The organism is Acinetobacter sp. CE-15, assembly GCF_051059255.1.
GTDB lineage: Bacteria > Pseudomonadota > Gammaproteobacteria > Pseudomonadales > Moraxellaceae > Acinetobacter > Acinetobacter guillouiae.
In genome coordinates this window covers 2,975,615-2,989,195 of sequence record NZ_CP192737.1, presented here as the reverse complement: position 1 = coordinate 2,989,195, position 13,581 = coordinate 2,975,615, and the positions used below count along the sequence as shown (strand labels likewise).

Sequence of the window (13,581 nt, the reverse complement as noted above, 5' to 3'; positions counted from 1 at the left end):
CACAAAATGACTTTTAGCTGAATTAAGCTTGTAGGCGAGGGCGGTCAACCACATGGTTATCAACACCATCTACAAGACGGCTAAGTCTGAGGTCAAATACCATTTCGGCAAATGGACCTTCAACTCCGTTGGCTTGGATCGCTGCTGCATCTGTATGTTCGATTGCGTCAACAACAAGGCCTTCACGTGTTGCGTAGGCGAAGTCATCATAGGTGTACGGGTCGCCAGCAACGTTAATTTGCGTGGTGAGTTTGCGATGACCATCTGCAGATACAAAGAAATGAATATGTGCAGGACGATTACCATGACGGCCTAATTGATTTAACAATTGTTGAGTTGGGCCTTCTGGTGGACAGCCATAACCTGCAGGCAGAATCGTTTGTACACGGTATTGACCTTGAGCATCTGTCATAATGGTACGGCGCATGTTAAAAGGCTGTTGTTCGCCAGTTGGGTCAAAGTGTGAATAGAAACCTTTGGTATTGGCATGCCATATTTCAACTTGTGCATTTGGCAGTGGTTGACCATCTGCAGCATAAATTGTACCGTGCAAAATCAGGGTATGACCATTTGGATCACTGCCATCATCCATACGAGCAAAACCTTGGGCAACAGGTGCACCTGCGACATAAAGTGGGCCTTCAATGGTACGCGGGGTTGGGTTCTCAATACCCAAAGCGGCATCAATTGCATCCATACGCATATCAAGGAAGTGGTCAAAGCCTAAACCAGGAGAAAGTAAGCCTGCTTCATGACTGGTACCTAGCTGGTTTAAATATGCAATTGCAGCCCAATATTCGTCAGAAGAAATCTCTAAATCTTCAATGGTCTTAAATAAGTCAGAAACCACCCGATGAATGATTTGCTTAGTACGAGGATTTCCACCGTCTTGCTCAAGTCCGCTGAGTAGGTTAATGAAATTCTGTACTTCTTCCGTTTCGAAAATTCTAATATTATTGGCTGTCATGGCTATCTCCTTAATCTTGCCATAATGCTGGCTTGCGTCATATCTTTTAAGATATGTTGTGCGTTGAGCCAGCATCATTCCTAATCTTGCTTGGTTCATAAATCCTTCTATATACCTTAATTGAATGTAATCCCCTTATCTAGACTGAATTCGGTATCTTTAAATACTTAAAAGGTATATTTAACCCGCTCAAATGATAAAACTGTGATGCTGTCATGCTATAGCTTGAAAATAACAATGTTGTTAGATCATTAAAAAACAGTAAAAAATATTTATTTTTCAATATCTTAATATGGGGTTTTATACAGCAAAAAATTGTTTATCTAGGTTTAAAATAGCAGTGGTATGACTGAAAAGGTATAAACATATACCACATTATACATGGAAAATTACATTAATAATTCTGATAATGGGTAGTGCTGATGTATTCCCTTAATTATATCGTTTTGAATTTATTTATATTTTAAGGAAGTGCAAAAGTTTTGTCTGGAGGATAAGACAAAGAACACCCTAGAACTTACACAACAAGAATTTCAAAGATTCAGGAAAGGATTTCCCATGTTAAAGCTAGATCTGCTTTATAGAACTCAACGAGTTGCACTTTATACGCTGTTTGGATGTCTGAGTATAGATGCTGCTTATGCCGAGTTTTTAGAAGAGAGTAACACCAGTATTTATTTACGCAATTTCTATAATGAACGTGACTACGAAGATACCAAACATGACCTCGGCAGTTGGTCGCAGGCGGCATCTGGGCGCTTTGAATCGGGTTATAGCGACACTGCGCTACAAGTCGGTTTGGATTTTGGTTTTCAATATGCCCTACGTTTAAATAATCGTTATGATGAACGTTTAGATACCGTTTTTAAATATGACAAAAGTGAAGCCCAACAAGCACGGGATTATTTAAAATTAGGTGCCACCTTAAAACTTAAATATCAAAATACAGAGCTGAAAATGGGGGAGCTTTTTCCAAAAACACCAGTTTTATTTATTGATGATTCTCGACAATTGGTGACGACCTATGCTGGGGTAATGTTAGAAAGCCAAGACATTCAAAATTTAAAACTGTCCGCAGGTCGTTTTACCCATGTCAATGCCCGAGATGATGATGAATATAGAAAATTCACTTTGGGCAACTCCACAGATCCCAACAAAAGAAGTGATGGTTTAAATTTTATCGGATTAGACTATAAGTTTACCCCAAACTTCACTGGTTCATACTGGTTTGGTCAGTTGGAAGATATTTATCAACAACACTATTTCAATGCGGTTTATACAGAAAAAGTCAATGAGACTAAGCTAAAAGTAGATGCGCGCTATTTTAATTATAAAGAGGATGGCGATGCTTATTTTGGAAACATCGATGTTCAATCTCTAGGATTACAAGCGAGTGCACAGCATGGCCCAAATACCTTTTTAGCGGGTGTGCAAAAGCATATGGGTGAGGACAATATTCCACTTTTAAATGGTTATGTTCCGCAAGGATATTTACAGACTTGGTCTGCAATTGCTTTTTATAAAGCGAAAGAGTTTACTTGGCATGCCTTATATAGTTATGACTTTAAAGATCATGGCGTACCGGGCTTGAAACTGACCTTGCGTTATTTAAATGGTAGTGACATTTATCGGGCTGGCTTTAAGGATAATAAAGAAACCGAGAAAAATTTGATTGTAAACTATACTGTTCCAGAAGGACGGTTAAAGGGGCTTGGAGTGGAATGGCGCTATATTGATGCCAATATTAAATATGGTGTTGGAAACATGCCAGGCAAAGATTTTGTGGAAAATCGTTTTATCACAACCTATACCTTTAAATTCTAATTTTTGCTCAATCCGATAAATCGAGTGATGCCCTCTATTAAAAATAAGGGGCATCATCTTTAGTAGTCAGGACATTTAAGCGTCCAAGTATAGTTAACCTGTAAAAACTGAGACACAAGAATATAATTTCTCTTAATTAACATTTTTAATTAAATCAATTGTATGGAGAAAATAAATTGTTTGATTCTAAAAAGCTTGCAATGCTACACCTTACATTCAAAGTTTAAATATCTTTGCGTAGGCGATGCCTCCCTTTTTAGAGATAAAAAGGGACAAAAATCTTTTATTGAGCGAGGGGTACATCCTATACCCCCGCTCAACGGCGACATCCTTGTCGCCCCACGATAGGATAAGTATCTATGCTTCAAAAGCACAAAAAGTGAATTGATAACCAGCAGTTTCTAAAAGTTTATACAAATACTTAAGCTTCATTTCTGATCAATGACTTGATGCAAATCAGTTGTATAAATATTTAGGTGGTTTGGCTATAAATAAGGATAAGCATAGTTAAATACTTATCCTTTCTTCGCTAGTCAGATCATCAACAGGTATATGCCTAATAGGCAAAACTAAGCATTAATCTAAACAAACCCGCAATTAAAGCCAATGCTGCAAAACCGAAACACCACAACAAAATAAACCATGTTGCAGGGTTGAGTTGTTTGGTGTATTTGTTCATCTAAAACTCCTTGATCAATGATAGCCTTCATCACCAATACGGACTTTGTCTCGGAAAACCCAATAAGACAAGAAGGTATAAGCGATAATAATTGGGATCAGAATTGCCGCACCGACCAAGGTAAATTTAAGACTTGATTCTGGTGCAGCGGCTTGCCAAATTGAAACTGAAGGTGGAATGATATTGGGCCATAAACTAATTACAAATCCAGTAAATGCCAGAAAAACCAATGCCAGCGTATAAACAAAAGGTTTGACCTCATGTCGTTGCTTACAGGCATGTAAAATTAAACCAGAAAAGAGTACAACTAAAATAGGCACAGGGCTGAAATAGATAAGGTTTGGTAATGCAAACCAGCGCTGGGCAATTTCAGGATGTGTGATCGGGGTATAGATACTGACGGCAGCAAAAATAATCATTAATGTGATTAACAGCTTTGGCATCAGCGTATACATGATGTCTTGTAAACGCGCTTCCGTTTTTAAAATTAACCAGCCACAACCTAAAGTGGCATACATGACAACAACACCTAAACCAGTGAAAAGTGAAAAAGGGGTAAACCAATCCCATACACCGCCACTATAAATACCCGCAGTGGTTTGAATACCTTGGATATATGCACCAAGGATAACCCCTTGGAAAAAGCTAGATAAGATCGATCCCCAAATAAAGGCTTGATCCCATAAGTATTTGGTTCGAGTTGCTTTAAAGCGGAACTCGAAGGCAACACCACGGAAAATCAATGCGACCACCATAAATATAATGGGAAGGTATAAAGCGGAGAGTACCGTAGAATAGACCAGCGGAAAGGCTGCAAATAATCCCGCGCCGCCAAGCACCATCCATGTTTCGTTACCATCCCAGACAGGGGCGACCGTATTCATCATGACATCACGTTCTTGTCGGTCTGGAATAAATGGAAAGAGAATTCCAATGCCTAAATCAAAGCCATCCATCACTACATAAATCAGTACACCTAAACCGATAATGCCGACCCATATTAAAGCGAGATCAATCATGATGTTTCTCCTTATTTTGATCTAGCGGCGCTTGTTGTCCATCGATTGGATCATCCACAGCACTGAGGGGGCGTAATGGGGTTTTAAAATGCCCTAAACTGGTTATTTCAGGATCTAAATGAGTTAAAAACTCAGGTCCAGATTTCATGAGTCTGAACATATAATAAATCCCTGCACCAAATACAACGGTATACACCAGTACAAAAATGATCAGACTGAGTCCCACTTGGTCTGCTGTTACGGTATGCGATAACGCATCTTTGGTACGTAATACGCCATAAACCACCCAAGGCTGTCTTCCTACTTCTGTTGTAACCCAACCTGCGAGTAAAGCGATATAACCCGTTGGGCCCATCACAATAGCGAATTTATGAAACCATGTAGACTCGTATAGCCGATTCTTTTTGCGTAGCCATAAGGCTGTTAAAGACAGCAATACCATTAACATGCCAAGACCCACCATGACACGGAAGCTCCAGAACACGATGGCTACATTTGGACGATCTTCAGCTGCAAAGTCCTTTAATCCAGTGACTTCGCCATCTAAGGAGTGGGTTAGAATCAAACTGCCTAAATAGGGAATACCGAATTCAGTTGTATTTTTTTCTTGTTGCATATTTGGTGTTGCAAACAGCAGAAGTGGCATCGCATGGTCACGGTTGGTCTCCCAGTGTCCTTCAATTGCTGCCAATTTCGCTGGTTGGTGTTTTAAGGTGTTTAAACCATGGTTGTCGCCAATAACCACTTGTAAACAAGAGGTTACCAGCACCATCCATAAACCCATAGAGAATGATTTTTTAATTAATTCATCACGACGACCTTTAAGCAGATGCCAGCCAGCTGTGCCCACAACCAATAATGAAGACACTAAAAATGCAGCTGTTGCCATATGTGCAAAGCGATAGGGGAACGAGGGGTTAAATACAATTGCCCACCAGTCTGTCGGGACAATGATGCCATTTTCTATTGCAAAGCCTTGTGGTGTTTGCATCCAACTGTTAGAGGATAAAATCCAGAACATGGAAATACAGGTTCCAATGGCGACCATAAGTGTGGCAAAAAAATGTGCCTTTGCGGTGACTCGGCCCCAACCAAAAAGCATGATTCCTAAGAAGCCTGCTTCTAAGAAAAATGCGCTTAAAACCTCATAGGTGAGCAATGGCCCCGTCACACTCCCTGAGATACGCGAGAACTCACTCCAGTTGGTACCAAACTGGTAGGCCATGACAATGCCTGAAACAACACCCATAGCAAATGCAACAGCAAAAATCTTAATCCAGTATTTGAAAAGGTCTTTGTAAACTGGGTTTTGTGTACGCAACCATTTCCATTCCAGCAGTGCAAGGAAACAGGCTAAACCAATAGAGGTTGCAGGGAAAATAATGTGAAAAGACACAGTGAAAGCAAACTGAATTCTTGCCAGTTCTAGTGCAGTTAATCCGAGACTCATTGCATGCCCCATCGTTGCTTGAGGCATTGGACCGCTATAGACCCATGACCGTCATGATTAAGTTTGGAAAAAACCATAGATCGTTCCATAAAAACTACCTACTTAGAAATAATTATTATGATCTTGCACCATTATTTAGTTGGGATGTAGGTACAGAAAATGAGGAGAAAAAATATAACAGATTTTTAAAACATGGCTAAACTGTTATATTTTTATCGGCTGCTTTTGTAGCTATTTTTTTTCTTTAATGCACTGCAAACTACGGATATATCACTTAATTTTAAGTTAAAAAAGGTATGTACCTTTAAATTTAGCTTGAGTCATGATGAATATACGGATGTAAATGACAGTGTTTTATACAATATCTGAGTTAACCACCATCAAGCGCGCGAGCTACCAAATCAGCTTGATTATAGCGATTTGGGGTTTTGCATATATGTTGCAAAAACTGTTGAATTTACCCATTGCATCAGGTGTTTTAGGTTTTTTTATATTGCTGATTTTATTGCAAACGCAATGGCTCAATTTGGAAAAGGTGAGTCTAGGTGCCGATATTCTGTTGGGTGAGCTGTTACTGTTTTTTATTCCGCCAGTGGTCGGTGTGATTCAGTATCAGCAATTGCTTGTAATCAGTGGTTGGAAAATATTTCTGGTGATTTTACTCAGTACCGCTTTGGTGATGGCAAGCTCTGTGTTGATGGTGAAAATATTCTTGCAACAGGATGATATGGAATGACGGAGTTGTGGGGAATTTTTTACTTGCTGTGGACGGTACTGTGTTACTTCTTGGCAAAGCGCGTATTTGTTTTTACCCAGAAAATATATTTTTCTCCGATTATTGTGGTGCCGAGTCTCAGTATTATTTTGATCTTTATATTTCAGCATCGCTTTCAAGATTATTACCTATACACCCAATATTTGGTTGCCATGTTAGGACCAATTACAGTGGCATTTGCGATTCCTGTATTTCGTTATAGAGCGATCGTCAAACAGTATTTTTTCGTTTTAATCGTCAGTTCTAGTGTGTCTATGCTGGTGGGGATCTTAAGTAGCTGGCTATTGGCAAGTATATTCAATTTCGACGAAATTTTGAAAAATAGTCTTTTGGCACGTTCGATTTCTATTCCATTTGCTTTGGAGTTGACTGAAAAGATTGGCGGCTCAATCAGTTTAATTCCCTTGTTTACGGTCATAACCGGCTTAGTGGGAATGTTATTTGGTGATTTTTTACTGTTATGGATGCGCTATAAAAACCGTATTGCACAAGGCGCTGCTCTAGGAAATGCCGCTCATGCGATGGGGATTGCGCGAGCAAGACAACGCCATGAATTGGAAGGGGTGATTGCCAGTCTATCCATGATTATTTCAGGGATCATCATGGTGTTATTTGCGCCATTTATGATTTCATTGATTAAACATATTGTTTGATTTCATTTTATTTAGATTGAAAAATAACATTTAAAAATGAAGTCTAGGCGGTATTTAAAGACAGTATGTAATGTGTAATATAATTGATTTATATGGATATTTATTTTAAATCTCCGTATAGGATTTTGTGATAGTGCAGATGTTGTGCTACATATTTAATTGTATTTAGCCCTTGTCATATTCTAGAGAGGGTGATTTTATATTGGGATCATCAAGGGGATGATCGAAAGCAACTGCTGGATTTGGAATAGGCTTATGGATGGGTTATCTGAATTTTCTTGGCAAAATATTAAATATAACTTTTACAATACTGGAGAACTGCCAGAGCTTGTGCAACGAGATTCACCTATTTTACAGCTTTGGGAAAGTGCAAAAAATTCGGGCTTAAGTCCTTTCTCCAAAATCACTGACTTAGACGAGTTTCCTGTCGCTGACCTTTCACAGGGTGATATAAAATTAGCTGCATTGGCTGAAGGTGTATTAAATGATGTCTGGCGCTTATTTGGGCAACAGGATGTTATTGTTTTCTTAATTAATCATCAGCTTAAAATTATTGCTGAACGTCACAATCCTGATTTAGATGATCAATATCATTATTTATGCACGGGTCGTATTATTGAGCCCTCTGTGTTTGGTGCGATTGCACCGACATGTAGTGTGATGTCTAAACAGCCTATGATCATGACAGGGCATCAACATTATCTGGATGAATTTTCGAATTATTCTTGTGCATCGGTTCCGATATTCAATGGCTGTGGTGATGTACTCGGTGCTTTAGATATCACTTCACCACAAGGGCTTTTGGCGAGCAATTGGTTGCGTCACTTACTTTTCCAAAGTTATATTTTGGAAAATAAGATTATTCAGGCAGCGCTACAACCTGATCAACGGGTCCTTTATTTTCAACATTCCAAAGATTTACTGGACAATGCCTATACGGGCATGATCGTATTGGATCAATCAGGAAAAATCCTCAAAGCCAACCAAATGGCGTTGAAATTGCTGAACTGTTCTATTGAGCAATTGTTGCAGCAACCAATGGATCATTTTTTACTCACTGAGCATTTGAATCCATTAAATTCGAGTGATTGTTTTTTAATTCAAAGTTTTGACCATGCGTTTTTTTATGCCCAGCTACTTAGTGTGAATGGGCAGTTGCAGAATAAAACAAGCAAAATCACGACACAGCATTTGCTTGATCAAGCGCTGAAAGCATTAAAAGCTGATATTCCTGTATTGATTACCGGAGAAACTGGCACAGGTAAGGATCATTTTGCTCAGCAGTTACATCAGAAGCTCGATGTAGATTTACCTTTTATTTCAATTAATTGTGGTGCAATACCAGATCATTTGCTTGAAGCAGAATTATTTGGTTATGAAGGCGGCGCTTTCACAGGTGCTAAACGGCAAGGCGAAAAAGGTTTAATTGAACTGGCGGATCAAGGCATACTCTTTCTCGATGAGATTGGTGATTTGCCGTTACATTTACAAGTAAAAATTTTAAGAGTGTTACAAGATCAGCAGTTCTATCGGGTCGGAGGACGTAAACCGATCAAGTCAGCATTTAAACTGTTATGTGCAACACATCAGGATTTAAAAAGTAAAATACAACAGCAGTCATTCCGCCGTGATTTATATTATCGTATTTGCGGTTTTCAGGTACATTTACAACCCTTGCGCTTACGTCAAGATAAACAGATCATTTTACATCACGTTCTGGATCAATTTGGTATAGCACAATGGTCGAGCCATGTAGAACAACAATTTAATAGGCACGCATGGGAAGGAAATATTCGTGAATTAATTCATGTAGTGAAGCTATCCGCAGCATTTAAAGACAGTGAAATTTTAAATCATTTATATTTACCTGAAGCTGATTTAGCGATTCAGCAGCAAAGTAAGCAACTGATATTAGATGAAAATAAAAACTTAAATAGCTTGACCAAGCAAATGATTGTGCAGGTGTTACAAGAAGAAAATGGCAATATCGCAAGGACAGCGAAACGCTTAAACATTTCAAGAACAACGATTTATAAATATATTGGCAATTAATACTGATTTTATTGCAACGTTTACTCCATCCAAAGCTTGATCTTGGGACAGTCTGTTATGTCTTTTCGGAATAGCTTTGATCTTTTTTTACTGATTGTTCATCATGCTTGGGCAACTCAAAGTTTCCTAAATATCAACTTATTACGTACGCATTATTTTTAAACTTAACTAACCCTAATTCTTGTTTTTAATCCTTATTCATATTTACCCCCCCATCCTTGTTTTAGGCTCTCAGCGATTGTCCATTGATTGGACAGCGCTTTCTCAATGCTGTCCATTTATTGGACATTGGAAATGTAACCTTGTTTTAAGTCCATGATTATTAATTATAAAAATATTGGCACGCTAACTGCAAATATTCTATGGCTCATATTTGATTAAAACAAATCTATCAATCGATTTATCAAGTGTAGATGGTCGATTCGTCATGGATAAATAGATTGATTTTTGATTCAAAATTTAAACAAGTGCAATGAGCAGTGAAAAGGATGCTTGAAACTAAAGGGAATAGATGATGCGTTTTAGCAATAAAAATAGCCTGCTTCTTATGTTGAGTGGCATGTTTGTACAGTATAGCCATGCGATTGGCGTAAACGTGGGGGATTATACAGCGTTGCCAAAAGGCACCAATGCAGGTGTGTTCTATTATCAACATAGTCAAATGGAGGGTTATTACCAAAATGGTGAAAAAACCAGAGCTGAATCTAAATCGGATATCGCTATCACGCGCTTAATTCATTACACCGACATCGCTGGTTTACGTGCAACACCTCAAATAATTTTACCATTTGGAACAATACGGCATACGCAAATTGGCGATACTAATTTAAACAATGCCTCAGGTTTTGCAGATCCAGTAATTGCTTCTGCATTTTGGTTGATTAATCAACCTGAACAAGGTTCATCGGGTCGTTATCTGGCATTTACCCCATTTATTTATTTGCCAGTTGGGCAATATGATCGAAATGATGCGGTGAATTTAGGCGAAAACCGATTTAAGTATGATCTTCAACTTGCATGGGTACAGCCGCTATATGGCAAGTTTGCTTTTGAACTTTATCAAGATGTGATTTGGTATGGAGACAACGATGAAGCAGGAAAGGGTGATCAAACACTTTCACAAGCGACCAGCTATCAAACTCAATTTAACTTACGTTACGACTTGAATTCTAAACAGAGAATCGCCTTCGGTTATGCCGCAAATTATGGGGGTGAACAACAGCTGGATGGAATCAAACTGGATCAGAACATGGAAAAGCAACAAGCGCGATTGGAGTTTCAGCAAATGCTGAATGCAAAAACTCAATTAAGTGCACAGTTGCTTTCAGACACACGAACAGAAAGCGGATTTAAGAAAGATTACGGTCTAAATTTTCGTGTGTTTTACATTTTTTAATTTAAAGCAGGTGTAACACATTGATTGCGTCATTTTTACAAGGATGCAGTTGGAACAGTAAAGCAATTGTCTAAATAAATTTTGAAGAGGTCATAATGTCTATATTCACAAAAGAGCTTTGGGATAAAAAATTATTTAACGGTTCATGGCAGTCAGCCCAAGACATCTACAGTGTGATTGAGGTTGCAACAGGTCAAGTGCTTGGTGAAATCGGTTATGCCACTGCCGCTGATGTGGTGAGTGCTGCACAACAAGCCAAAGCCGCTCAACAACAGTGGTGGGCTTTAAATTATCAAGAGCGTCAGGCAGTGTTTGAGCGAGCTGCTGCTTTACTGACAGAAAATCAAGCGGAAGTGATTGAGTGGCTGGTTAAGGAAAGTGGCTCATTACAACTGAAAGCAGGCTTTGAAGTGAGTATTGCGATTCAAGTGCTTAAACATTGTATTGCTTCACCTGCAACTGAACAGGGCACATTATTACCTACGCAAAATGGCAAATTAAGTATTGCGAAACGCTTGCCCTTAGGTGTTGTTGGGGTCATTTCTCCATTTAACTTTCCACTGTACTTAGCTTTACGTGCTGTGGCACCGGCTTTGGCCTTTGGTAATGCGGTGGTGTTAAAACCTGATGAGCGTACAGCAGTGTGCAGTGGCTATGTGATTGCACGGATTTTTGAACTTGCAGGATTGCCAAAGGGGCTGCTGCATGTATTGCCAGGTGGGGCAGAAGTTGGTGAAGCACTGACTTTGGATCAAAATATTGCCAGTATCCAATTTACGGGATCAACCCAAGTTGGACGGATTGTTGGGGCGAATGCGGCAAAGACCTTAAAGAAAGTCTCTCTAGAACTGGGTGGGAAAAACTCACTGATTATTTTGGATGATGCGGATATTGAGTTGGCAGCAGAAAATATTGCATGGGGTGCATTTTTACATTCTGGGCAGATTTGTATGACCTCTGGCAAGATTTTGATTCACCAAAAAATTTATCAACAGGTCAAACAGCGTGTCATTGAAAAAGTGCAGAATTTTGTGGTGGGCAATCCTAGTGACAAGAATGTCACTATTGGGCCATTGATCAATGCCAAACAAGCGCAACGTGTAGAACAATTGGTTAGTGCTGCGGTTAAAGAAGGCGCAACATTGGAAATCGGTGGACATGCCGATGGGGTGTTTTTTCAACCGACTGTACTGACAGATGTGACTGCAAATAATTCGATTTTTAGTGAAGAGATTTTTGGTCCTGTTGCGGTATTGATCCCGTTTAGCTCAGATGAACAGGCCATTGAACTAGCCAATGACGGCGATTATGGGCTTTCAGCAGGCATTATTACCTCCAATGTGGGACGTGGTATGCAACTCGGTGCGCAGCTTAAAGTGGGCTTGCTACATATCAACGATCAGACCGTAAATGATGAAACGGTCAATCCATTTGGTGGTTTTGGTTCATCAGGTAATGGTACGCGTATTGGCGGCCCTGCCAATGCCGATGAATTTACCCAGTGGCAATGGATTACAGTACAGGCTCAAGCGCCACATTATCCTTTTTAAACAATTAAATAAATCATGACAGGACGTTATACCATGAGTGAATTAAAAGATATTATTGCCGCAGTGACCCCATGTAAAGGTGCTGACTTTGAGCTGCAAGCTTTAAAAATACGTCAGCCGCAAGGTGATGAAGTATTGGTAAAAGTGGTTGCTACAGGAATGTGCCACACCGATTTGATTGTACGTGATCAATATTATCCGGTACCGCTGCCTGCCGTCCTTGGACATGAAGGGTCAGGAATTATTGAGGCGATTGGCCCTAACGTAACCGAGCTTCAAGTCGGCGATCATGTGGTTTTAAGCTATGGTTATTGTGGGAAATGTACCCAATGTAATACTGGTAATCCTGCCTATTGTTCAGAGTTTTTTGGACGAAATTTTAGTGGGGCAGATTCAGAAGGGAATCATGCACTTTGTACCCATGATCATGGCGTGGTTAATGATCATTTTTTTGCCCAATCCTCCTTTGCAACCTATGCTTTAAGTCGTGAAAATAACACGGTTAAAGTGACTAAAGATGTACCAATCGAACTATTAGGACCATTAGGTTGTGGTATTCAAACAGGTGCTGGCGCATGTATAAATGCCTTAAAAGTGACACCTGCCAGTAGTTTTGTGACTTGGGGTGCTGGCGCTGTTGGTCTAAGTGCTTTACTTGCGGCAAAAGTGTGTGGTGCTTCGATCATTATCGCTGTTGATATTGTTGAATCACGTTTGGAATTGGCAAAACAATTGGGTGCAACTCATGTGATCAATAGTAAAACTCAAGATCCTGTGGCTGCGATTAAAGAGATTACTGATGGTGGAGTCAACTTTGCCTTGGAATCTACTGGGCGACCTGAGATATTAAAACAAGGTGTTGATGCGCTGGGTATTTTAGGCAAAATCGCCGTGGTAGGTGCACCTCAATTAGGCACAACTGCACAATTTGATGTAAATGATCTGTTATTGGGTGGGAAAACGATTTTAGGCGTCGTTGAGGGGAGTGGTTCGCCCAAGAAATTTATCCCTGAGTTAGTCCGCTTATATCAACAAGGGAAATTTCCATTTGACCAACTTGTAAAATTCTATGCATTTGATGAAATCAATCAAGCTGCGATAGATAGTCACAAGGGTATTACACTCAAACCGATTATTAAAATTGCATAATCTTGTATGGCATGCTCATTGATGAGCATGCCATTTCTTTGATTATAAGTTTTTTAAGTTTAAATTT

At 39.5% G+C, this 13,581-nt stretch carries 11 protein-coding genes; 7 read left to right on the top strand and 4 right to left on the bottom strand.

Annotated elements, in window-relative coordinates:
* Nucleotides 1–22 precede the first annotated feature (22 nt).
* Nucleotides 23–967, bottom strand: a complete 945-nt coding sequence (catA, locus tag ACQ7EO_RS13820) for a catechol 1,2-dioxygenase (RefSeq protein WP_004721555.1) — start codon at nt 965–967, stop codon at nt 23–25.
* Nucleotides 968–1,525: 558 nt separating this feature from the next.
* Between catA and ACQ7EO_RS13815 the strand changes: the two genes are divergently transcribed.
* Nucleotides 1,526–2,791: an OprD family outer membrane porin gene (locus tag ACQ7EO_RS13815; protein WP_434277691.1), complete on the top strand. Its 1,266-nt coding sequence runs from the start codon at nt 1,526–1,528 to the stop codon at nt 2,789–2,791.
* Nucleotides 2,792–3,347: 556 nt separating this feature from the next.
* Here the strand turns inward: ACQ7EO_RS13815 and ACQ7EO_RS13810 are convergent.
* The 3 genes from ACQ7EO_RS13810 to ACQ7EO_RS13800 are packed head-to-tail and all read right to left on the bottom strand — an operon-like array spanning nt 3,348 to nt 5,939.
* Entirely contained in the window at nt 3,348–3,470 is a 123-nt protein-coding gene (locus ACQ7EO_RS13810; protein WP_434277689.1) for a DUF2474 domain-containing protein, read from the bottom strand.
* Nucleotides 3,471–3,484: 14 nt separating this feature from the next.
* Entirely contained in the window at nt 3,485–4,489 is a 1,005-nt protein-coding gene (gene cydB, locus ACQ7EO_RS13805; RefSeq protein ID WP_056512861.1) for a cytochrome d ubiquinol oxidase subunit II, read from the bottom strand.
* Complete coding sequence (locus ACQ7EO_RS13800) at nt 4,482–5,939, bottom strand: cytochrome ubiquinol oxidase subunit I (protein WP_434277687.1); 1,458 nt, start codon at nt 5,937–5,939, stop codon at nt 4,482–4,484. The genes cydB and ACQ7EO_RS13800 overlap by 8 nt, the downstream gene beginning before the upstream one ends.
* 343 nt (nt 5,940–6,282) lie before the next feature.
* Here ACQ7EO_RS13800 and ACQ7EO_RS13795 point away from each other — a divergent pair, with 343 nt between their 5' ends.
* The 6 genes from ACQ7EO_RS13795 to ACQ7EO_RS13770 all read left to right on the top strand — a co-directional run bounded on the left by ACQ7EO_RS13795 (nt 6,283) and on the right by ACQ7EO_RS13770 (nt 13,514).
* Nucleotides 6,283–6,675: a CidA/LrgA family protein gene (locus ACQ7EO_RS13795; RefSeq protein WP_434277686.1), complete on the top strand. Its 393-nt coding sequence runs from the start codon at nt 6,283–6,285 to the stop codon at nt 6,673–6,675.
* Entirely contained in the window at nt 6,672–7,367 is a 696-nt protein-coding gene (locus ACQ7EO_RS13790) for an LrgB family protein (protein WP_434277685.1), read from the top strand. The genes ACQ7EO_RS13795 and ACQ7EO_RS13790 overlap by 4 nt, the downstream gene beginning before the upstream one ends.
* A gap of 255 nt (nt 7,368–7,622) precedes the next feature.
* Nucleotides 7,623–9,419, top strand: a complete 1,797-nt coding sequence (locus ACQ7EO_RS13785; protein WP_434277683.1) for a sigma-54-dependent Fis family transcriptional regulator — start codon at nt 7,623–7,625, stop codon at nt 9,417–9,419.
* 514 nt (nt 9,420–9,933) lie between these two features.
* Nucleotides 9,934–10,815 carry a transporter gene (locus ACQ7EO_RS13780; protein WP_434277682.1) on the top strand — a complete coding sequence of 294 codons (882 nt, stop codon included), beginning with the start codon at nt 9,934–9,936 and terminating at the stop codon, nt 10,813–10,815.
* A gap of 95 nt (nt 10,816–10,910) precedes the next feature.
* Nucleotides 10,911–12,365, top strand: a complete 1,455-nt coding sequence (locus ACQ7EO_RS13775) for a benzaldehyde dehydrogenase (RefSeq protein ID WP_434277681.1) — start codon at nt 10,911–10,913, stop codon at nt 12,363–12,365.
* A gap of 33 nt (nt 12,366–12,398) precedes the next feature.
* Entirely contained in the window at nt 12,399–13,514 is a 1,116-nt protein-coding gene (locus ACQ7EO_RS13770) for an NAD(P)-dependent alcohol dehydrogenase (protein ID WP_105714740.1), read from the top strand.
* The last annotated feature ends 67 nt before the right edge of the window (nt 13,515–13,581 follow it).

Bases quoted from the DNA above. Each gene is read 5' to 3' on its own strand.
- ACQ7EO_RS13815 (WP_434277691.1), top strand. From the start codon at position 1,526: ATGTTAAAGCTAGATCTGCTTTATAGAACTCAACGAGTTGCACTTTAT.
- ACQ7EO_RS13775 (WP_434277681.1), top strand. From the start codon at position 10,911: ATGTCTATATTCACAAAAGAGCTTTGGGATAAAAAATTATTTAACGGT.
- ACQ7EO_RS13800 (WP_434277687.1), bottom strand. From the start codon at position 5,939: ATGAGTCTCGGATTAACTGCACTAGAACTGGCAAGAATTCAGTTTGCT.
- ACQ7EO_RS13790 (WP_434277685.1), top strand. From the start codon at position 6,672: ATGACGGAGTTGTGGGGAATTTTTTACTTGCTGTGGACGGTACTGTGT.
- ACQ7EO_RS13810 (WP_434277689.1), bottom strand. From the start codon at position 3,470: ATGAACAAATACACCAAACAACTCAACCCTGCAACATGGTTTATTTTG.
- ACQ7EO_RS13770 (WP_105714740.1), top strand. From the start codon at position 12,399: ATGAGTGAATTAAAAGATATTATTGCCGCAGTGACCCCATGTAAAGGT.
- cydB (WP_056512861.1), bottom strand. From the start codon at position 4,489: ATGATTGATCTCGCTTTAATATGGGTCGGCATTATCGGTTTAGGTGTA.
- ACQ7EO_RS13785 (WP_434277683.1), top strand. From the start codon at position 7,623: ATGGATGGGTTATCTGAATTTTCTTGGCAAAATATTAAATATAACTTT.
- catA (WP_004721555.1), bottom strand. From the start codon at position 967: ATGACAGCCAATAATATTAGAATTTTCGAAACGGAAGAAGTACAGAAT.
- ACQ7EO_RS13780 (WP_434277682.1), top strand. From the start codon at position 9,934: ATGCGTTTTAGCAATAAAAATAGCCTGCTTCTTATGTTGAGTGGCATG.
- ACQ7EO_RS13795 (WP_434277686.1), top strand. From the start codon at position 6,283: ATGACAGTGTTTTATACAATATCTGAGTTAACCACCATCAAGCGCGCG.